Source organism: Deinococcus maricopensis DSM 21211 (assembly GCF_000186385.1).
Lineage (GTDB): Bacteria > Deinococcota > Deinococci > Deinococcales > Deinococcaceae > Deinococcus_B > Deinococcus_B maricopensis.
Map to the genome: position 1 here is coordinate 840,802 of NC_014958.1, position 19,928 is coordinate 860,729.

A 19,928-nucleotide genomic window follows, 5' to 3' on the forward strand; every position below is an offset into this window, starting at 1 on the left:
GCGCGTGTCCCGCCCGCGTGAGGTGCGCCCGCTACCCTGAGCGCATGCTGCTCAGCGACGCCGACACCGCCGCGCACCTCGAAGCGGCGCAGGCCCGCAGCCTGCTCGCGCAGGGCCGCGCCGCCCGCACCCTGCACCCCGCCGCGCTCATCACGACGCTCAGCGTGCCGGGCGGCGCGGCCCTGTTCACGCGCGCCGCGTGGACCCGCAAACTCAACCACGCGACCACCATCACCCTCAATCCCGACACGCTGCGCACCCTGCAGGAGGCCGCCGCGCGCCACGGCGTCCCCCTCGACGTGGACGTTCCCACCCACGCGCCCGCCGGGACGCTCACGGTCCTCGCGGACGCCGGGTTCCGCATGGTCGCTGCGCAGCACGTGTACGCCGCTGACCTGCGCACCTGGACCGCCCCCGACACGCCACGGCACGCGCAGGCCGTGGCCGTTCCCCCCGACCTGCACGCCGCGTTCGTGGACGCCAGCGTCGCCGGATTCCACGCGCAACCGAACCCACGCGACCCGGACCTGCTGGCCCTGCTCGCCCGCATCGCCCTCACCCGCGTGGACGTGACGCCCTTCGCGGTGCTGGACGGCGCGCGCGTCCTCGGCACAGCCGCCCTCGCGCACCTGGGGGACGTGGCGCACCTGCACCTCGGCAGCACGACGCCCACCGCCCGAGCGCGCGGCGTCCAGACGGCGCTGCTGCACGCGCGCCTTACGCACGCCCGCGCAGCCGGCGCCACGCTCGCCGTCATGAGCGCCCGCCCCGGCACCGCCAGCGCCCGCAATGCCGAACGCGCCGGCCTGCACCTCGCATACGCCCGCCTCACCTGGCGCGCCGGCACTCCCCGCCCGTAGCGCCCCAACAGAGGAAGGACGGCCGTATCCTGGCCGTCCTTCCTCTGTTGGGGCTTCAGCCCTGATTCGTCGCGGGGACGCTGCGCGCCTCGCGCGTGTCCTCGTCGTCCTCCTGATTGCGGGCCGCGAACGCCTCACGGTCTTCCACGCTCTTCAGGTGGTGCTGCCCCATGTGACTCTGCGTGACGTCCTCACTGTCTCGGTCGTACTGGCCGGGCAGGCTGGTCTTCCCCTTGTTCTTGTCGTCCTGGTCAGGCATGCCCCCACTGTCCCGCACACTGAGGGGGCCTGAATGCCCGGGCAGCTCAAGACCCCTTGAGCGTTCCCCCAAGCGAACCTTCACTGTTCGGCCCTCAGAGCTTCGGGAGGGTCACGCCCGTTTGCCCCTGGTACTTCCCGCCGCGGTCGCGGTACGTCACCTCGGGCCGCTCACCCTCGAAGAACAGCAGCTGCACGCAGCCCTCGTTCGCGTACATCTTCGCGGGCAACGGCGTGGTGTTGCTGAACTCCAGCGTCACGTGCCCCTCCCAGCCAGGCTCCAACGGCGTGACGTTCGCGACGATGCCGCAGCGCGCGTACGTGCTCTTCCCGAGCGCCACGACCATCACGGTGTCCGGGATGCACAGGTACTCCACGCTGCGCGCCAGCACGAAGCTGTTCGGCGGAATGATGATCTCGTCCGACACCACGTCCACGAACCCTTTCGCGTCGAAGTCCTTGGGGTCCACGACAGTGTTGAAGGCGTTCACGAACACCTTCCATTCGGGCGCGCAGCGCAGGTCGTACCCGAAGCTGCTCAGGCCGTAACTGATGACGTGCGCGTTCTCGCTCGTGCGGACCAGGCGGTCCTCGAACGGTTCGATCATGCCCTCCCGGGCGAGTTCACGGATGCGCCAATCGGGCAGGATACTCATGCGTGGCAGTCTACCGGCTTCGCGCGCGCCTGCTACCCTGAGCGCGTGACGGACCTTCGCGTGGCGGTCATCAGCGACGTGCACGGCAACGCCTTCGCGCTCGACGCCGTGCTGGCCGACCTTCACGCGTGCGCGCCGGACCTGATCGTGAACCTCGGCGATCAGGTGGAGGGCAGCGCCAACCCCGCGCACGCCCGAGCGCGCCAGGCCGCGCTCGGCGCCACCGAAGTGCGCGGCAACAACGAGGAGAAGCTCTGGCTCGGCGGGCGCCGCGACGACGCCGCCCGCACGTTAGGCGTGTGGCTCGACACACAACTCCCCCCTGAGGAGCGCGCCCGCCTCGCCGCGCTCCCCCTGACCGCCACCGTCGCCCACGGCGAGGTCTTCGCGTGTCACGGCACGCCCGACACGCCCTGGGACAGCCTGCTGTGGGCGTGGCAGCGCGCCGGGGAGGGCGGCTTCTACCGCGCGCGCGACCCGCGCGAACTGCGCGCCCTGATCGAACCGCTCGGCGCGCGCGTCGTCGTGTGCGGCCACACGCACCGCCCCGGCAGCACCCGCCTCGGCGACACGCTCCTCGTGAACGCCGGCGCCGTCAGCGACCAGGTGGACGGCGACCCCCGCGCCCGCTGGACGCTCCTTGACCGCCGCGCCGGCCACTGGACCGCCGACTTCCGCGCGGTGCCGTACGACATTGAGGGCGCCGTCGCGTGGTCCACGGCGCACAGCCCGTTCGGCACGCTCGAAGCGCACCTGCTCCGCACCGGCACCTTCGACGCCCGCCAGAACCTCCCGTAGGCCGCGCCGAACGCAAGCCTCAACGCACGCTGTACCCGCCCGCCCTATCCGGCCCGCGCTGCGCGTGCGACAATCGCGTGTGATGACGGACGCCTCCCAGAACACCCGCGCCGGGTTCGTGGCCATCGTCGGGAAGCCGAACGTCGGCAAGAGCACGCTGCTCAACAGCCTGCTCGGCGTGAAGATCGCCCCGACCAGCCCCCGCCCGCAAACGACCCGCAAGCACATCCGCGGCATCTACAACACCGACACCGAACAGATCATCTTCGTGGACACCCCCGGTCTCCACAAACCCAAGGACGCCCTTGGGAAGTACATGAACAACGAAGTCCACACCGCCCTCGCGGACGTGGACGCCATCATCTGGGTCGTGGACCTCCGCCACCCACCCACCGACGAGGACCAGCTCGTCGCCCGCCAGGTCCGCGAGCTGCGCCAGCCGCTGCTGCTCGTCGGCAACAAGGTCGATGCCGCCAAGTACCCCGACGAGGCGTTCAAGCTGTACCGCGCGCTCATCGAGAGCCGTACGGGCGACACCACCGAGTTCACGCTCAGCGCGCAGAACGACCCGGTCGCCGTCATGGACGTCCGCACGTCCATCTTGGGCCTGCTGCCCGAGAACCCGTTCTTCTTCCCGGTGGGCGCCGCCAGCGACCAGTCCCGCGAGCAGTGGGCGGCAGAAATCGTCCGCGAGGAAGCCATGAAGAAACTCCGCGACGAGCTGCCGTACGCCGTCGCCACCCGCGTGAACAGCTGGACCGAACGCGACGACGGCCTGCAACGCATCGAAGCGGAAATCGTCGTCGAGAAGCCCGCGCACAAGGGCATGGTGATCGGCGCGGGCGGCAAGCAGCTCAAGGAGATCGGCCAGGCCGCCCGCAAGCAGCTGGAGGTGTTCCTGAGCCGCAAGGTGTACCTGGGGCTGCAGGTCATCGTGATCCCCAACTGGCGCGAGGACACTGAGGCGCTGCGCGAACTCGGCTACGAGTAAGGCCCGCAAAGTCCACCACGGGAGCGCCTGTGGGCGCTCCCGTTCTTGCGAGCGAGCGCCGCGCGGTCAGGGCTTGCGCATGGCCTGGTGGTGGATGACCTGGCGCGCGGCTCCCCGTCGCGTCTGCCACCCCGGGTGCAGGAGAGCCTGATCGGGCGCCTGAGGTCTACGCCACCCTGCCCGCACGAGCCACGGACGCTCAGGTCAACGCCGCCGCGGACGCCCCCTGCCCGTGCCGGGGCGACGCCGCATCCCGAACGACCGGGGCGCCTATGACGCGGTGCTGGCGGCGCGCCAGCAGGGTGGCCGGGTGGTGCGGGCCGTCCGCGATCGGCGTTTCGAGCAGGCGCGGTTCACGCTGCAGAAGGGCCGGGTCCGGGTGCTGGGCGCCTGGGCGAACGCCACTACCGGGACGGGAAGCACCCTGGCGCTCTGCACGCCCCTGAAGGTCGCCGTTCAGCGGGCGCGGCGGGTGAGGGCCAGCAGCAGCGCGAACGCCGCAGCGGACAGCGCGGCGCACAGCACGAACACCGCCTGGTAACCGAACACCTGCGCGCACGCGCCGGACACGACGCCCGCGATCATCGAGCCGGCGCTGGTGGTGTTCGCGAACAGCGTCGTGGCAGTGCCGATGCGGTTCGGCATGAGCTGCTGGAAGTACGCCATGCCGAGGCTCGCGGTGATGGCGAGTACGACGGCGCGCACCGCCTGCGCGACGATCAGCAGCCCCACGCCGGGCGCGGTGGCCACCAGCACGAAGTACACGGCGAACAGCGCGAACGCGAACAGGATCAGCCGCTCGTACGAGAAGCGGCGCGGCAACAGCACGAAGCTCAGCATCACCGGGATTTCCAGCAGGGCGCACAGGCCCACCAGGAACCCCACCTGACCGGGCGTGCCGTGCAGCGTCTCGGTGACGTGCAGCGGCAGCATGATTGACCCCATGGCCATGGCGGTGCCGTACAGCACGAAGCTGAGGGCGATGAGGCGCATGGTGCGCGGGGCGGGCGCCGCGTCGCCCGTGACGGTGGCGGACGGCGCGACCGGTTTCGCGTGGGCGCGCGTGCGCGTGGTGCCGACCAGCAGGGCGCCCAGCAGGAAGCACGCGCCGGTTGTGAGGAACAGCGCCGTGAAGTTCGTGCGGGTCAGCACGGCGGCGCTCACGACCGGGCCGACCACCCACGCGAGCGAGAACACGGACCGCAGCGTCGTGAGGCCGTGCTCGGCGGTGCTGGCCGGAGCGGAGGAGATCTGCGCGCGCGCGAACGCGAACAGCTGCGGGAATGCGGCGGCGCCCGTGCCGAGGAACACGCAGGCGATCAGGACGAGCGGCAGGTACGCGGTGGTGTTCGCGAGCAGTGCGTAGCCGGTCGCGGCAGCGAGCAGAGCGAGCAGGACGGTGGGGCGGCGGCTGGCGCGCCGGTCGGACCAGCGGCCCAGCTGGGTGCTGATCATGATGCTGCTGAGCGACATCAGCGTCATGAACACGCCCAGCGCGAGGGGCGTCATGTGCGCCGCCTGACGCCCGAACAGCGAGATGTACGGCCCTGCGAACGACGTGGCGAGGCCCAGCGCGAATACGGCGACGGACAGGCGGGTGAAGTCGGGCAGGCCACGCAGCGCGACGAGTGAAGTGGACGTCATGACTTCCTCCTGAGGGCAGGGCCTCCAGAAAACCCGCCCAGTGTACGCCTGCGCGGCGGTCGGCGCGCCCATCCGGGCTGGGCAGGGACGATACGCCACGGGGCGCCTGCTACCCTGGTAGGATGAATATTCCCGATCTCATCCAGAAGAAACGTGACGGCGGTGAGCACACCCGAGCTGAAATTGAGCAGCTCGTGGGCGGGTTCACGCGCGGGCAGGTGCCCGACTACCAGGTGAGCGCGTGGCTGATGGCCGTGTACCTGCGCGGCATGACGCCCCGCGAAACGGCGGACCTGACGCTCGTCATGGCCGAGAGCGGCGACATGATGGACCTCAGCACCCTCAAGAACACCGTCGACAAGCACTCCACCGGCGGCGTCGGCGACAAGACCAGCCTGATCCTCGCGCCGATGCTCGCCGCGCTCGGCCTGACCGTCGCGAAAATGAGCGGCCGCGGTCTCGCGCACACCGGCGGCACCATCGACAAGCTCGAAAGCATTCCCGGCTGGTCCCCGGAACTCGCGGACGAGCCGTTCCTGCAGCAGGCCCGCGAGGTCGGCATGGCCCTGGTCGGGCAGAGCAAGGACCTCGCGCCCGCCGACGGCCTGCTGTACGCCCTGCGCGACGTGACCGCCACCGTCGACTGCGTGCCGCTGATCGCGTCGAGCATCATGAGCAAGAAGCTCGCGTCCGGCGCGCACACCGTCATCCTCGACGTGAAGGTCGGCGCGGGCGCGTTCATGAAGACCCTCGACGACGCGCGCACGCTCGCGCGCGCCATGGTCGACATCGGCAAGCACGCGGGCCGCAACGTCCGCGCGCTCCTCACCGACATGGAAACGCCGCTCGGGCACATGGCCGGCAACAGCCTGGAAGTGCAGGAAGCCCTCGCGACGCTGCGCGGCGAAGGCCCCGCGGACCTCGTGGAGCTGTGCGTGCTGCTCGCGCAGGAGGCCCTCATGGCGCACGGCGTCGCCGAAGGCGAGGCGCGCGAGCGGGCGCTCGGCGTGCTCCGCGACGGCAGCGCCCTCGCGAAGTTCCGCGCGTTCGTGGCCGCGCAGGGCGGCGACCCCACGTACGTCGACCAGCCCGAGCAGCTGGACGTCGCGCCGGGCCGCGCGGACATCACCGCCCACCAGGACGGGTTCGTGACGCGCGTGGACGCCCTGTCGGTCGGCAAGGCCGTTCTCGTGCTCGGCGGCGGCCGTGAACTCAAGGGCGAACGCATCGACCCGGGCGTCGGCGTAGAACTCGTCCGTAAGCCCGGCGAGGCCGTGCAGGCCGGCGACGTCATCGCGCGCATCTACCACCGCGACGGCCGCGGCCTGGAGCGCGCCACCGAACTGCTCAATGCCGGCCTGATCCTCGGCGCGCAGCAGCCGGACGTGCCGCCCATCATCCTCGACCGCGTCAACTGAACCCCAGCGAAGCGGCGCCCCACGGGGCGCCGCTTCGCGTGCAGCGCGGCGCAAACCCCAAGTTTTTGTAAGCGCTGCGCGCGCCGCCCCGGCGTACCCTGAAGGCATGAAGTTCAACACGCTGCTGCTGATCGTGGTGCTGGTCCTGCTGGCCGTGCTGGCGGTCCTGAACCTGGATTCGCTGCTGTTCGGGCACACGCTGCGCCTCGGGTTCGCGACGTACGAACGCGTCCCGCTCGGCATGATCCTGCTGATCACGGCGGGCGTGCTCGCGCTGCTGTTCTCGCTGCTCACCAGCGTGTCCCACCTCCGCGCCGAAGCGGACCAGGCGCGCACGCTGCGCGAAATGCAGACGCTCCGCCAGAGCCTCGACAGCGCCGAGGCGAGCCGCTTCACGCAGCTGCAGGCGTACCTGGAAGGGCGCCTGAACGACCTGCAGGCCCGCACGGCGGACATGGAGGGCGTGAACGCCCGCGTGGACCGCGTGCGCGATGAACTGTCCGCCGACATCGGCGAACTCGAAGATTACCTGCGCCGCAAACTCGGCGACGAGCGCCCCCCCCTGACCGGACCGAGCCTCACGAAAAGCTGAAGCGAGGGGCCGTGGGGCCGCGCGGGGACGCCCGCGCGGCCCCACGGCGTTGTACCCGGTCAAGCTGAAGGTGAGGCGTGCGGTTAGAATGCCGGGGATTGTGCTTGGGCGGCGCGCCGCCCACGAAGGAGACCCACTTTGGCGCTCGATAAGTTCTTCCGCAGACGCCGCCCGCAGGTCACGGCCGAAACGGAACTCCCGGACCTCTGGACGAAATGCCCGCAGTGCAAGGCGAGCGTGTACAACCGCGACCTCGAAGTGGAGCGGTACGTCTGCCCGAAATGCGGGCATCACCACCGGCTCGGCGCGGACCGGCGCATCGAAACGCTGCTCGACGACGGCACGTTCGTGCGCCTCAGCGGTCACGTGCACCCCGCCGACCCCCTGCACTTCCACGACACCGAAAGCTACCCGGACCGCCTCGCGCGCGCGCAACTCAAAACCGGCCGCCCCGACGCCATCCTCACCGGCACCGGCCGCATCGACGGCGTGGACGTGGTCGTCGCCGTCATGGACTTCGACTTCAGCGGCGGCAGCATGGGCAGCGTCGTCGGCGAGGAAATCACCCGCGCCGCCGAGCACGCCCTCGAACGCGGCCTGCCGTACGTGCTCGTCGCCGCGTCCGGCGGCGCGCGCATGCAGGAAAGCGCCCTGTCCCTGATGCAGATGGCCAAGACCACCGTCGCCATCGAACGCCTCGCGGAACGCGGCCTGCCGTACGTGACCGTCCTCACGGACCCCACCACCGGCGGCGTCACCGCCAGCTTCGCGACCATCGCGGACGTCATCATCGCGGAGCCCGGCGCGCTCATCGGCTTCGCCGGCCCGCGCGTCATCCAGCAGACCGTCCGCCAGAGCCTCCCCGAAGGCTTCCAGCGCGCCGAGTTCCTGCTGGAGCACGGCATGGTCGACCTCGTCACGGACCGCCGCGAACTGCGCGGCACCATCGCCGGCCTGCTCCGCACTTTCCTGCATGCCGAGGTGCCCGCATGACCCAGGCCGTCCTCACGCAACTCGAAGCGCGCATCCGCGACCTCGAAGGGCTCGCGCGCGACACCGGCCAGGACTTCGCCGCGGAAATCCAGGCGCTGCGCGACAAACTCAACCGCGCCCGCACCGAAGCGAACGCCAGCATGACCCGCTGGGAACGCGTGCAGCTCGCCCGCACCGCCGGCCGCCCCACCGCCCTCGACTACATCGAGCGGCTCTGCACGGACTTCACGGAACTCCACGGCGACCGCGCGTTCGGCGACGACGCCGCCCTCATCGGCGGACCCGCCCGCTGGGGCGGCCGCCCCGTCATGCTGCTCGCGCAGCAGAAGGGTCGCGACACCAAAGACAAAATCAAACGCCGCTTCGGCAGCAGCAACCCCGAAGGCTACCGCAAGGCCGTGCGCCTCATGGACCTCGCGGACAAATTCCGCCTGCCCATCGTGAGCCTCATCGACACGCAGGGCGCGTACCCCGGCCTGGAAGCCGAGGAGCGCGGTCAGGGCTGGGCCATTGCGGAAAGCATCCAGCGGATGGTGCGTCTGCGCGTGCCCGCCGTGTGCGCCGTGATCGGCGAAGGCGGCTCCGGCGGCGCCCTCGCCGTCGGCGTCGGCAACCGCGTCCTGATTCAGGAGAACGCGTGGTACAGCGTCATCTCCCCGGAAGGCTGCGCGAGCATCATCTGGAAGGACGCCAGCAAAGCCCCCGAAGCGGCCGAAGCCCTGCAGCTCACCGGCCCGGACCTGCTGCGCCTCGGCATCGTCGAGGAAGTCATCCCAGAACCGCCCGGCGGCGCGCACCTCGACCCGGACGCCGCCGCCGCGCTGCTCGGCGAGGCCATCGGCCGTCACCTCGACGAACTGGCCAGCCTGAGCGCCGAAACACTCCGCGCGGGCCGCGACGCCCGATTCCGCAACCTCGGCGAGTACGAAGAGCGCTAAACGCGCTCGCCTGAACCCCCAGCCGGGCGGCCCGGCTGGGGGTTCAACGTCCCCGTCCCCAGCCCCGCAGACGGTTGCCCGCACCGCACCACGCTACGCTGAGTGCGTGCTCACGCCTGCCCAGCTCGCCTTCGCGGCCGCGCTGCTGTTCTTCACCCTCAACTACCTGCTTGGCCTCACGCTGCAACTGCGCCTCGTCCGCGTGCACGTCCGCCCCCTGCACCACACCCTGTACTTCCTTGCGTGCGCCGCCACCCTCATGGCCGCCGCGCTCGCCGCCCTCACCCGCACCCCCTGGTGGCCGCCCGCGCTGCTCCTCGCCGGCATGCTCCTCGTCCCCCGCACCCGCCCGGGCCGCGCCGACCACGCCGCCCTCGCCACGCTCCTCGCCGTCGGCTACGCCCTCGCCGCCCGGGACGCGTTCACCACCCCATGACGCTACCCTGAACGGCATGGACCTCATCGAGGGCATCCTCGCCCGACGCACCACCAACGGCGCGTTCCTCCCCGACCCCGTGACCCGCGAGCACCAGCACCTCCTCATGCGCGTCGCCGCCGCCGCCCCCAGCCACTTCAACAGCCAACCCTGGCGCTTCGTGCTCATCGAGAACCGCGACACCATCCACCACGTCGCCGACATCGCCGGACGCAGCATGCAGGAACTCATCGAACGCGGCGTGTTCTTCGAACGCTACCGCCGGTACTTCCGGTTCACCGCCGCTGAACTCGACGAACGCCGCGACGGCATCTTCATCGACCACCTCCCCGCCCCCCTCCGCCCGTTCACGCGGCAGGTGTTCAGCGACATGGGCCTGAAACTCATGCGGCAACTCGGCGTGCCCGCCCGCCTCGGCGAGGACAACCGCAAACTCGTCGCCGGCAGCCCCCTGCTCCTCGCCGTCCTCCTCGACAAGAACGAACACCGCCCCGGCGAACTCAGCGGCTTCTACAGCCAGTTCGGCATGGGCGCCGCCGTCGGCAACATCTGGAACACCGTCGGCACCCTCGGCATGGGCATCCAGTTCATCAGCACCCCCATGGAACTCCCGCACCAATGGGACGCCATCCGCGCCATCATCCGCGCGCCCGACGACCTCGACCTCATGGCCGTGTACCGCCTCGGGTACCTCCCCGAAGCGGAACGCCGCCCCACCATCGACTGGAGCAGCCGCCACCGCAAACGCCTCGCGCAATACGTGTACCGCGAAACCTGCGACACGCCCGAACGCGACCCCCAACCCACCCCCTGACCCCCAACCGCCACCTCCGCCACAATCCCCGCCCCCGCCCGCATGGTCAGATGCCCCGAACCACGCGCGCGGGGGCGCCCCCTGCCGCACCCGAGGAGGCACGCATGACGAACCCCACCCCGAACGCACAAGCCAGCGGCACCTTCACTATCGGCGGGGACCTCACCGTCCACCGCCTCGGCTTCGGCGCCATGCGCGTCACCGGCCCCGGCATCTGGGGCGACCCCCAGGACCCCCAGGAAGCCCGCCGCACCCTCGCGCGCCTCCCCGAACTCGGCGTGAACTTCATCGACACCGCCGACAGCTACGGCCCCGCCGTCAGCGAAGAACTCCTCCGCGACACCCTCCACCCCTACACGGACACCGTCATCGCCACCAAAGGCGGCCTCACCCGCACCGGCCCCGACGTCTGGATTCCCGTCGGCCGCCCCGAATACCTCCGCCAGGCCGTTCACCTCAGCCTCCGCCGCCTCGGCGTGGACCGCCTTGACCTGTGGCAGCTCCACCGCATCGACCCGACCGTCCCCCGCGACGAGCAGTTCAGTGTCATCGCCGACATGCAACGCGAAGGCCTCATCCGCCACGTCGGCCTCAGCGAAGTCACCGTCGAGGAGATCCAGGCCGCGCAGCAGCACTTCACAGTCGCGACCGTCCAGAACCTCTACAACCTCGTGAACCGCAAAAGCGAAGACGTGCTCGACCACTGCGAACGCGAAGGCATCGGCTTCATCCCCTGGTTCCCCCTCGCCGCCGGGAACCTCGCCCGCCCAGGCAGCGTCCTCGACACCGTCGCGCACCAACTCGGCGCGACACCCAGCCAGGTGGCGCTCGCGTGGGTGCTGCGCCGCAGCGCCGTCATGCTCCCCATCCCCGGCACCGGCAAGGTCAAGCACCTGGAAGAAAACGTCGCCGCCGCCGACCTGCAGCTCAGCGACGAGGACTTTAACGCCCTGAACGCCGCCGGGCAGGACGAGTGGACGAGCCAGCAGAAGCAGACGCCGCAGGACTGAAGCACAAAAAGGAAGCCCTCGCATGTGCGAGGGCTTCCTTTTTGGTGGCGATGGACAGACTTGAACTGTCGACCCCACGATTATGAGTCGTGTGCTCTAACCAGCTGAGCTAAAACACTGTCCAGGACAGTAAACACCTATTTTTCTAAAAACTCAAGACTCTAGAGAGCACACGATTGCGAATCGGTTGTCTTACCTCTGAATTTTTTCAGACAGTGTATTTTTAAATGATTTGCTAGTCAGATTTTTGAAAATATTCATTGAGATACTATTTTTCTAAATATATATGCGGGTGCTGATATTTTATAATCCTGTAACCTATCTTCGAAGCAGTAAAGATATCTGTAATTCAGTTTTTGCGAGAAGCTTTTCTATAGGATTGCAACAACGTAAGCTTAATGTCCTTAGCTAGTCCTTCTAGTCCTGGATATATGCCTTGATAACTGATTCCGCACTTGCTTAGCATATCAAATGATTCTGTTAGTAAATCATGCCCTATGAGAATGTTTTTCATTGGAATTTGTGAATAATTTTGATTGATTAAGCTTTCAGTGGACTGTGAAATATCTCCCTTAACTAAGAACGTTCCGCCCTGTTTCATTATACGTACATTTTTTAGGGCTGGCTCCATAATCCAAAGAGTAGAGGCTACTTTTTTGTACACGTATTCGGAGAAGAATTCATCGGGAGATAACTGGAATTTACGATAGTCCCAATCGAATTCCATCTCATTCTGCTGAAGCATTTCTAATGATCTTTGATTAAGAGCTCTGTAATCTACACAGAAAATTGAGGACTTTTTGCCGTCATCTGGTATAGCTCCATCCATAGCGAAAAACAGTGCAGTAAAAGGTGAAGTAGTTAAATCAAGCAATCTTGTGGGAGCACCATAATGCTGCATAAGGGACAGCCAAGCAAAATCCGTCGTTGGAAGCTCTTCTGCAACGGCATAGTGCCTAGCAGACGATTCAAACATATGTTTGAGATTCTTCTCCGTTTGATACAAGGTCGAACTGCTAAATCCCGGCTCCACTACTCTGGCAATACCAGGCTCAATCTTCCATGTGGAATCTAGTTGCCCTCTATACGCCCAATGGTTCTCCATTGATATAAAAAGCTCAGCCAGTTCCTTGATATCTGTAACTTCTATAATGTCCACTCAAAATCACCCCAGTCTTAGATTAGAGTAAATGTTTCTGATGACCTCTAGTGCTCTAGCGATCGAACCTTGATTGTCGCCGTCTATAGGTAGATCACGTATGGCTTCTGGATAGTCTTTTGATGAAATCGGGATGGGCTTCGCTGCTCTTTCTTGTTGAATCATAGCCTTTACCTCGTTTCCAGAAGCAATAGCTGAGCGTGCAGTTTCCTCAATCACTTCATGGTCTAGGTTATTTCCTTCTAGGGATAGCTCTCCCTTCCTGCCTCTTGCATCTTGAAGATACTTCTCTAGAGGCTTCTGAATCATTTCCTCTGCGTCAAATGGGTTTGGTGGAGTAAACTCGAAAGCAAATCTCCTAATTGAGTATGCAAATTCAAGTTGTTTCATAAAATCATTGGAGCTATATATGGGATCTATAACGACATCATAATAGGCTTCTTTTATAGTTTCTGAGTTCTCTAAGATCTCTTTGACTCTACGAGCTATAGTGTAAGTGTCAACGGTAAGTTTCGAATTCTTGGCTATTGCTACTAATCCGATGTAGGTATCGCATATTACATGCGTAGAGGGCCAATTTTCTGATGTTGAATCAGTAAATTGTCCCAGGCTACGATCAAAATTGCTTAAGTTTATGCCCGATTGTCTGCCAATTCTAAAGTAGGCAGCATTTCTATCAATGAGGCTAATATTCCCTATGCTCCAAGTGTAGCCTTTGTTTTCTGTCTGGGGTCTTTCGGAAATTGCGTTTAATAATATTTCAGACCTAGGGATTGAGGGAGTGAATAGGCCTTCAAAAAGTCTAATGCGAAACAACTCAAAGGTAACTGTTTCCATCGTGTGCTTGAACTCTACCATCCCGCTAAGCGGAAAAGAGCTAGGTTGAAGCCGTAACATCTTATAGACGCTCGTATCTAAAGTGTTACACTGCTGCCATGACTACCAAGGCCATTGCTTATTTTCGAGTTAGTCGAGAGAAACAGGCGCAAAGTGGCCTTGGGCTGGAGGCGCAAGCTGCTGCTGTCACAGCGTTTGTGCAGCAGCGAGGGTACGACGTTGTTGCGGAATACACCGAAGTTGAGACAGGGACCAGCAGGAAACGGCGTATCGCAATACATCGGGCAATAGAGCATGCAAAACGAGAGGGTGCCGTCTTGTTGATCGCCAAGCTGGATCGGCTATCTCGCAACCTTCATTTCGTCTCTGGCCTCATGGAATCTGGCGTTCGCTTTACAGCTGTCGATATGCCGGAGGCCAATCATCTCTCGATCCAGATCATGGCTGTGATGGCAGAACAAGAAGCCAGAGCCATTAGCACCCGCACCCGGGAAGCCCTCACCGCTGCCAAGGCGAGGGGCGTCAAGCTCGGCTCTCCGAAGCCCATGACAGAAATGGTAAGGGCAAAAGGGCGTGAGGCAGTCAGCCAAGCGTTCAGGGAGGCCTACAGACGAGAATATGGCTACATCAGTCTGATGAGGAAGAGCGGTATGTCTCTTCGAGCAATAGCGGCTAGACTAAACCAGGAAGGGCTACGTACCCGGTCAGGTAGTGAGTGGACGGCGGTACAGGTGAGCCGAATACTCAACAAGTTTGCAGCGTAAAAAGACGGCGGTAAAACCGCCGTTAATCTTTTTTCGTGTGCTCAAGCTTGGTCATGATGGTCTGATGCCCTCGCCTTTGATAAGTTGCCTTGTATTCTTCGTAGGGGTCGCTATATGTAATCTCCTGTTGTACAGGCAACCCATTTTTATCAGCTTTAATCTTGTTATTCGTGATTTCCATTCAAAAAGACCTCCAAAAGTTTTATTAATTATAGCGCTAATCACGTGGACAAAGTGGCTGTAGTTTTTCTCTGCTGCCTTACCTTTTTAGTCTTTTTTACGACTTGGGTATTTACGCCTTCGAAACGTAAATTCAGAATTGGCATCGGTTTTGCACCGGGACAAAGGTGCTGGATGAGGTGTTGCTGCACACGTAGAGCACCTTCCAGTGTGTCCGCAATCTCACCCATCTTCTCTAGTCTATTTTTGCTTTCCTTGGTGAATTTTCCACTAACGGGGTGCCTAAGGCGCTCTCCGAGAATGTAAAGCATGCCATCTGGATGATAAGGCTCCTTGCCTATCTCTATGCCTTCCACTATAATTAATCCCATTTTCAGTAATGTACGCAGAGCGTCTTTTACGGTATTCTTTGAAAGACCCCTATACTTCTCTATCATTGAGACGGTAGTGAAGCAGGATAACTTTCCGTCCTTCCATGCGTCAGCCATCATTTTGCTCGGCATATGCGATTTGTTGCCATAAAATGGCTCTTCGCTGCGATATGCCATATCGAGAAGGAACTCATAGACCTCGCTAGCTGCACTGCGACGGAAATATCTGCTCTCTGGAATCCTGAAAAAATTTGATGGTAATTTTATGAAATACTGTGTCAAGAATCACCCCTTTATGTTTATGTAGTAACTAGTGTTCTCGCAGTGTCAAACGTTTGACACTATATGTCATACTTTTGACAGCCCTCAAGAAAAATGTGTCAATGTATTGACATTGATGTGTCATCATTTTGACACTTGACCTAGCGCAAAGTAATCTAAAAACCAGCTACCACACACTTATTTTTCTGTTTGAGAAAAACATATAGTAGATAACTGGTTAGTAGATAACTTAGTAGTAGAGAACTATTGTCGCATCCTTTTAGATGCGAGCGTAAGGATTAAAGAGCTAGAATGCTTATTTTTTTATAGGAAGCAAGCCATTCTCTTGTGCCTCATCAATAGCACCCTGATTAAAAATGAGGCTTCCGTCAGACTGTTTAACAGCATTGAGTAAGTCGTCTCGGACAAGTTTTCGTATTTGTTTCTCGGTCAATCCAGTTTGTTTAGTCACATTATTCATCGTTATGTACATATAATCTCCTCACGCATGGTTAAGCCATGTGTGCTGTCCGCATTAAAGGGCATGAATTTGGGGCGATTTGATTAAATCCTCTGACAAAATAGGACTTTGCAAAGTGATATGAGTAAGTACCATCAAGCAACAAAAGGCCGAGCTAGGAGTAAGTGTGCACCCTTACCCATCGCTGCATGTGATTCTCCCAATTGCTTCCTACATCTCTATTCTAGCTTATGAACATGAGAATTTAGTAAGTATCTGTCACTGGAATGGCCTCTGGGACGGGATATGTTCACTCATTTTAAATTCTGGTTTTTAACCTATTACGGCAATGGCGTAAACAGCCACCCAAGGGGAAACTGCCTCGGCTCACTCCAGGGTAAGTAAACAGGGGGTAATCAACGCTTCCCTCGGACCAATGCAGGCGCTCCCATCGTCGGGAGAAAACCGCCATGGGAGCTTTGGTACTGGAATACCTAGAGGTTGTCTACGGGCGAGAAGCGTAGATGGGCCGCCTTGAGATCATCGTCAAGAAACGTCACATAGCGGCGAGTCATATCAAGGCTGCTATGCCCCATGATTTGTTGCAGTGTGAACACATCGCCACCATTACGAAGGAACTCGACCGCAAAGCCTCGACGGAATGCATGAGGGGCGCACACTTCTCTCTCTATCCCCGTGTTTTTGGCGAGCTTAGCAAGGCGGATGCTTACACCACTGCGAGTCATGGCTTCACCACTCCGGCTGAGGAAGACGTGTAGTACCCCTGGATGTTGCTGTTTGCGCTCTCGCCTGAGGTAGGCGCTGGTGGCGCTCATAGCTTTGGAACCAATCGGAACAAAACGCTCTTTATTCCCCTTGCCAACCACACGGATCAGCCCTCGTTCGAACAGCAAGTCTTCGACCTTCAGGCCAATTAGCTCGTGTACCCTCACGCCGGTATCAAATAGCGTCAGGAGCATGGCCGTATCCCGCAACTGTTGCCCTGCGCCTTTGCACGCTCCCAGGAGCTTCCAGAGGCGTTCTGAGGTGATGGCAGGCTGTCGTTCGTGGGGAAGAGAAGGCAGCTCCAGACGGCTAGCTAGGTTGCGAGACACTAACTCTTCCCGCTCTGCCCAGTTGAATAGGGCACGTAGCGCACGGGCGTGCGCATGTATGCCTCCAGGTCCAAGTCCCTGCTCTTCCAGCCAGACCAGAAATCCTCGGAGTTGCGAGACTGTCAGGGTATCCGTGGTCGCTTCAACCCCTTGCTCTTCGAGGAACCGTGCGAGGGTACGACGGGTCACGTCGTAGAAGTTGAGCGTGTTCTTGCTGCGGCGTTTGACCTTGAGATGGTAGGCGAAGTGTTGCCAGAGTTGGTCAATGCTCATGCATTAGCCCCTTTCTGACAGGTTTTTGCTTCCGTTGGAGAACACACGACTACGGTTGGATGAACCGAGTACAGCGACAAATGCAAAAAGAAAAAACCCCGTCTAGGACAGGGTTTTTACTCTTGGTGGCGATGGACAGACTTGAACTGTCGACCCCACGATTATGAGTCGTGTGCTCTAACCAGCTGAGCTACATCGCCTTGAAAAGTGCCCCGCATGAAGCGGGGCCTTTTTGGTGGAGCTGAGGGGATTCGAACCCCTGACCTTCTGAATGCCATTCAGACGCGCTCCCAACTGCGCCACAGCCCCGAAGGCTCCGATAGGTTACCAGCGGGACCGCAGGTTGTCAACAGGGGTTTTCGGCGTGGCGGGTGGGGGTGGCCGTTCAGACTGTGAAGCTGTGATGTCGTGGAGTCTGGAGGGCCGCTGGACGGCCGTGTTGGGGGCGTTGACGCTGGCGGTGTGCGGGTGGGCTTTGTGGCCGGCGGTGGTGCCGGGTGCGCGTGCACCGGAGGTGACGCGCGTGGCGGTGCCGGAGGTGCGGGCGCAGGCGGTGGCGCCGGAGTACCCGGCGACAGGAAGTGTGCAGCCGCTGATTTCCGGGCGGGTGAACCTGAATTCGGCGTCGCTGGAGCAGCTGGAGGCGCTGCCGGGGGTGGGGCCGGCGATGGCGGCGCGGTTGGTGGCGGGGCGGCCGTATCGTTCGCTGGCGGATCTGGATGCGGTGCGTGGGGTGGGGGAGGCGACGCTCGCGCGTCTGTCGCCGTTGGTGAGCTTCTGAGTCGGGTGGTGGGGCGCGTGGGGGTGCCGCGCGGGCCTACGGTGACGCCGGTGGTGGCGTCGGCGGTGGTGCTGGAGCGGGGGCGGCGGGCGTTCCTGCCGTGGCCGGTGGTGGGGGCGCTGGCGTTGATGGCGGGGGTGCTGGTGGCGTTCGGCGCGTGGTGGGGGGCGCTGCTGCTGGCGGTCGTGGCGGGCGCGGCGGCGTGGGTGCGGGCGCCGGCGTTGATGCTGGTGGCGCTGGTGTGTTTCGGGGTGGGGTTCGCGCGGGAGCGGGCGTGGTGGGCCGCGCCGGATGTGATGACGCCGTGGGTGGGCGCGCGGGTGACGCTGAGCGGCGAGTGGGACGGGCAGTTCCTGCGGTTGGCGGACCCGCCGGCGCGCGTGTCGGTGCGGCCGAAGCCGCGCGTGGATCCGGGGCGGGTGACGGTGGCGGGGGTGTTGGTGCGGCCGGAGGGGCGGCGCACGCCGGGCGGGTTCGATGAGGCGTTCTGGTTGCGGACGTCGGGCGTGCGGACGGTGCTGGTAGGCGCGCGGGGGCGGGCGTACGCGCCGGAGGCGGGGGTGCGCGGGTGGTTCCGGCGGGGCCTGAACGTGGGCCTGAGTGCGCGGCAGGCGGCGCTGATGGAGGCCGTTGAGCTGGGGGACCGGAGCGACATCGGGCGGGAGGCGTTTGAGGATGGCGTGGCGGTGCGCGAGGCGTTCAACCGGGCGGGCCTGGCGCACCTGATGGCGCTGAGTGGGCAGAACGTGGCGTTGCTGCTGGGGGCGTTGGCGTTCGTGCTGGTGCGGTCGCCGGTGGCGCGCGTGCGGGCGTGGCTGCTGGTGCCGGCGTTGGGGGCGTACTGGTGGCTGGTGGGGGAGAGCCCGAGCGTGGACCGGGCGTGTCTGATGGCGCTGGCGGTGCTGCTGGGCACGGCGACGGGGCGCGGGCGGTTGGATGTGTACGGCGTGATTGGCCTTGCGGCGATGGCGAGCCTGGCGCTGCATCCGGCGTGGCTGTTCGACGTGGGGTTTCAGTTGTCGTTCCTGGCGGTGTTGGCGTTGACGCTCACGCCGCGCGTAGCGGCCATGGTGCCGCGTTTGGGGGAGCGACACCGGGTGGTGCGCGCCCTGGTGTACGGCGCGGCGGCGACGCTGCTGGCGGAGGCGGCGACCCTGCCGGTGGTGGCGCATACGTTCGGGACGGTGCCGCTGGTGGGTCTGCCCGCGAACCTCGTGGCGGAGCTGATCATGGGGGCGCTGGTGCCGCTGGGGTTCCTGGCTGGCCTGCTGGGGCCGCTCGCGGTGGTCGTGAATCCGCTGGTGGGTGTGCTCGCGGACGCGCTGCTGGCGGTGGCGCAGGCGGCGGGGCGCGCGCCGGTGCTCACGTGGGGGAACGTGAGCGCGGCGGGCTTCGCGGCGTACGGGGTATTCGCGCTTGCGGGGGTGCTGGCGGTGCTGGGCCGAGTGCGCCCGCCTGCATTCCTGGCGGTCGCGGGCGTGCTCGCGCTGGGCACGTTGCTGCCCGCGCACCTGAGTCCGCCGCGCGACATCACGTACCTGGACGTCGGGCAGGGCGACAGCACGCTCATCCGCGCGAACGGCCTGCGCGTCCTGATTGACGGGGGTGGCAGTCCCGGCAGTGACTTCGACGTGGGCGCCCGCACGGTCGTGCCGGCCCTGCGCGCCCTGGGTGTGCGCGCGCTCGACGTCGTCGTGGCGACGCACGCGGACGCGGATCACGTGGAGGGCCTCACGGCCGTCCTGAACACCCTGCCGGTCGGGGAGCTGTGGGTCGGGCACCGCCACGAGGCCGACCCGGTCCTGCGGGCCGTGCTGGACGCCGCCCGCGCGCGTGGTGTGCGCGTCCGTGAGGTGCGGCGCGGCGACCACGTGCAGGCGGGCGACGTGGCCCTGAACGTCCTGTGGCCGCGCGGCGCGCCGTGGAGTGCCGCGGACAACGACAACAGCGTCGCCGTGCGCCTGGAAGCGCTGACGTTCCGCACGGCGTTCCTTGGGGACCTGCCCAGTTCGGTAGAGGACACCCTTGGCCTGGGGCGCCTCAGCGTCCTCAAGCTCGCGCACCATGGCAGCCGCCACAGCAGCAGCGCTGCCCTCCTGCGCGAAACGGCGCCCGCCGACGCGATCATCAGTGTGGGGCGCAACACCTACGGCCACCCGCACGGCGACGTGCTGGACCGCCTCGCGGGCGCGCACGTGCGCGCGTGGCGCACCGATCAGCTGGGCACGGTCACCTGGCCGATCCCCTGAACGCCAGAATGTTGAAGGTGTCCTAAGTGCCTTCTGAGCTTCGCGCGGGACGCCGCTCCTACACTGCTCG

At 64.0% G+C, this 19,928-nt stretch carries 21 protein-coding genes and 2 tRNA genes; 13 read left to right on the plus strand and 10 right to left on the minus strand.

The window, feature by feature from the left end; genetic code table 11:
- The first annotated feature begins 44 nt into the window (after positions 1–44).
- Positions 45–860: a GNAT family N-acetyltransferase gene (locus tag DEIMA_RS18165; protein WP_013555910.1), complete on the plus strand. Its 816-nt coding sequence runs from the start codon at positions 45–47 to the stop codon at positions 858–860.
- Between the two features lie 55 nt (positions 861–915).
- Here the strand turns inward: DEIMA_RS18165 and DEIMA_RS03815 are convergent, their stop codons facing one another.
- Positions 916–1,119, minus strand: coding sequence for a hypothetical protein (locus DEIMA_RS03815; protein ID WP_013555911.1), 204 nt, complete (start codon positions 1,117–1,119; stop codon positions 916–918).
- A 94-nt stretch (positions 1,120–1,213) separates the two neighbouring features.
- A complete protein-coding gene (gene dcd / locus DEIMA_RS03820) occupies positions 1,214–1,774 on the minus strand; it encodes a dCTP deaminase (RefSeq protein WP_013555912.1) in 561 nt (186 codons plus the stop codon).
- Positions 1,775–1,819: 45 nt separating this feature from the next.
- Here dcd and DEIMA_RS03825 point away from each other — a divergent pair, with 45 nt between their 5' ends.
- Together DEIMA_RS03825 and era are read left to right on the plus strand one after the other, a co-directional pair.
- On the plus strand, positions 1,820–2,572 hold the full coding sequence (locus DEIMA_RS03825) for a metallophosphoesterase family protein (RefSeq protein ID WP_148234895.1): 753 nt from the start codon (positions 1,820–1,822) through the stop codon (positions 2,570–2,572).
- An 82-nt stretch (positions 2,573–2,654) separates the two neighbouring features.
- A complete protein-coding gene (gene era, locus DEIMA_RS03830) occupies positions 2,655–3,563 on the plus strand; it encodes a GTPase Era (RefSeq protein WP_013555914.1) in 909 nt (302 codons plus the stop codon).
- Positions 3,564–4,019: 456 nt separating this feature from the next.
- Here the strand turns inward: era and DEIMA_RS03835 are convergent, their stop codons facing one another.
- Entirely contained in the window at positions 4,020–5,207 is a 1,188-nt protein-coding gene (locus DEIMA_RS03835) for a sugar efflux transporter (protein WP_013555916.1), read from the minus strand.
- Positions 5,208–5,329: 122 nt separating this feature from the next.
- Between DEIMA_RS03835 and DEIMA_RS03840 the strand changes: the two genes are divergently transcribed.
- From DEIMA_RS03840 to DEIMA_RS03870, 7 genes are all read left to right on the plus strand, one after another.
- Complete coding sequence (locus DEIMA_RS03840; RefSeq protein WP_013555917.1) at positions 5,330–6,625, plus strand: thymidine phosphorylase; 1,296 nt, start codon at positions 5,330–5,332, stop codon at positions 6,623–6,625.
- A 106-nt stretch (positions 6,626–6,731) separates the two neighbouring features.
- Entirely contained in the window at positions 6,732–7,217 is a 486-nt protein-coding gene (locus DEIMA_RS03845; protein ID WP_013555918.1) for a LapA family protein, read from the plus strand.
- Between the two features lie 138 nt (positions 7,218–7,355).
- Entirely contained in the window at positions 7,356–8,210 is an 855-nt protein-coding gene (gene accD, locus DEIMA_RS03850) for an acetyl-CoA carboxylase, carboxyltransferase subunit beta (protein WP_013555919.1), read from the plus strand.
- Positions 8,207–9,148: an acetyl-CoA carboxylase carboxyltransferase subunit alpha gene (locus DEIMA_RS03855; protein ID WP_013555920.1), complete on the plus strand. Its 942-nt coding sequence runs from the start codon at positions 8,207–8,209 to the stop codon at positions 9,146–9,148. The genes accD and DEIMA_RS03855 overlap by 4 nt, the downstream gene beginning before the upstream one ends.
- A 106-nt stretch (positions 9,149–9,254) precedes the next feature.
- Positions 9,255–9,584 carry a hypothetical protein gene (locus tag DEIMA_RS03860; RefSeq protein ID WP_013555921.1) on the plus strand — a complete coding sequence of 110 codons (330 nt, stop codon included), beginning with the start codon at positions 9,255–9,257 and terminating at the stop codon, positions 9,582–9,584.
- A gap of 16 nt (positions 9,585–9,600) precedes the next feature.
- The gene (locus tag DEIMA_RS03865; RefSeq protein WP_013555922.1) at positions 9,601–10,398 is read left to right on the plus strand and encodes a nitroreductase family protein; all 798 of its coding nucleotides are present in this window, start codon (positions 9,601–9,603) and stop codon (positions 10,396–10,398) included.
- A gap of 104 nt (positions 10,399–10,502) precedes the next feature.
- Complete coding sequence (locus DEIMA_RS03870) at positions 10,503–11,408, plus strand: aldo/keto reductase (protein ID WP_013555923.1); 906 nt, start codon at positions 10,503–10,505, stop codon at positions 11,406–11,408.
- 349 nt (positions 11,409–11,757) lie between these two features.
- Here DEIMA_RS03870 and DEIMA_RS17220 read toward each other — a convergent pair whose 3' ends face one another.
- Positions 11,758–12,567, minus strand: coding sequence for an FRG domain-containing protein (locus tag DEIMA_RS17220; RefSeq protein WP_076736848.1), 810 nt, complete (start codon positions 12,565–12,567; stop codon positions 11,758–11,760).
- Between the two features lie 6 nt (positions 12,568–12,573).
- Entirely contained in the window at positions 12,574–13,425 is an 852-nt protein-coding gene (locus DEIMA_RS17750) for a DUF4747 family protein (RefSeq protein WP_013555925.1), read from the minus strand.
- A 77-nt stretch (positions 13,426–13,502) separates the two neighbouring features.
- On the opposite strand from DEIMA_RS17750, the gene DEIMA_RS03880 reads away from it, so the two are divergent.
- Positions 13,503–14,168 carry a recombinase family protein gene (locus tag DEIMA_RS03880; protein ID WP_013555926.1) on the plus strand — a complete coding sequence of 222 codons (666 nt, stop codon included), beginning with the start codon at positions 13,503–13,505 and terminating at the stop codon, positions 14,166–14,168.
- A 22-nt stretch (positions 14,169–14,190) separates the two neighbouring features.
- On the opposite strand, the gene DEIMA_RS18170 is transcribed toward DEIMA_RS03880, so the two are convergent.
- The 5 genes from DEIMA_RS18170 to DEIMA_RS03895 form a co-directional block, all read right to left on the minus strand.
- Positions 14,191–14,349, minus strand: a complete 159-nt coding sequence (locus DEIMA_RS18170; RefSeq protein ID WP_013555927.1) for a hypothetical protein — start codon at positions 14,347–14,349, stop codon at positions 14,191–14,193.
- A 40-nt stretch (positions 14,350–14,389) separates the two neighbouring features.
- Positions 14,390–15,001 carry a hypothetical protein gene (locus DEIMA_RS17755; RefSeq protein WP_148234896.1) on the minus strand — a complete coding sequence of 204 codons (612 nt, stop codon included), beginning with the start codon at positions 14,999–15,001 and terminating at the stop codon, positions 14,390–14,392.
- A 933-nt stretch (positions 15,002–15,934) separates the two neighbouring features.
- The gene (locus DEIMA_RS03885; protein WP_013555928.1) at positions 15,935–16,828 is read right to left on the minus strand and encodes a tyrosine-type recombinase/integrase; all 894 of its coding nucleotides are present in this window, start codon (positions 16,826–16,828) and stop codon (positions 15,935–15,937) included.
- Between the two features lie 123 nt (positions 16,829–16,951).
- Positions 16,952–17,028: transfer RNA gene (locus DEIMA_RS03890), tRNA-Met, on the minus strand.
- A 33-nt stretch (positions 17,029–17,061) separates the two neighbouring features.
- Positions 17,062–17,137: transfer RNA gene (locus DEIMA_RS03895), tRNA-Ala, on the minus strand.
- A gap of 94 nt (positions 17,138–17,231) precedes the next feature.
- On the opposite strand from DEIMA_RS03895, the gene DEIMA_RS03900 reads away from it, so the two are divergent.
- Together DEIMA_RS03900 and DEIMA_RS03905 are read left to right on the plus strand one after the other, a co-directional pair.
- Positions 17,232–17,609 (plus strand): ComEA family DNA-binding protein, encoded by a 378-nt coding sequence (locus tag DEIMA_RS03900; protein WP_013555929.1) that lies wholly within the window; start codon positions 17,232–17,234, stop codon positions 17,607–17,609.
- A 41-nt stretch (positions 17,610–17,650) separates the two neighbouring features.
- Positions 17,651–19,858, plus strand: coding sequence for a DNA internalization-related competence protein ComEC/Rec2 (locus DEIMA_RS03905; protein WP_245528346.1), 2,208 nt, complete (start codon positions 17,651–17,653; stop codon positions 19,856–19,858).
- Positions 19,859–19,928: the final 70 nt, after the last annotated feature.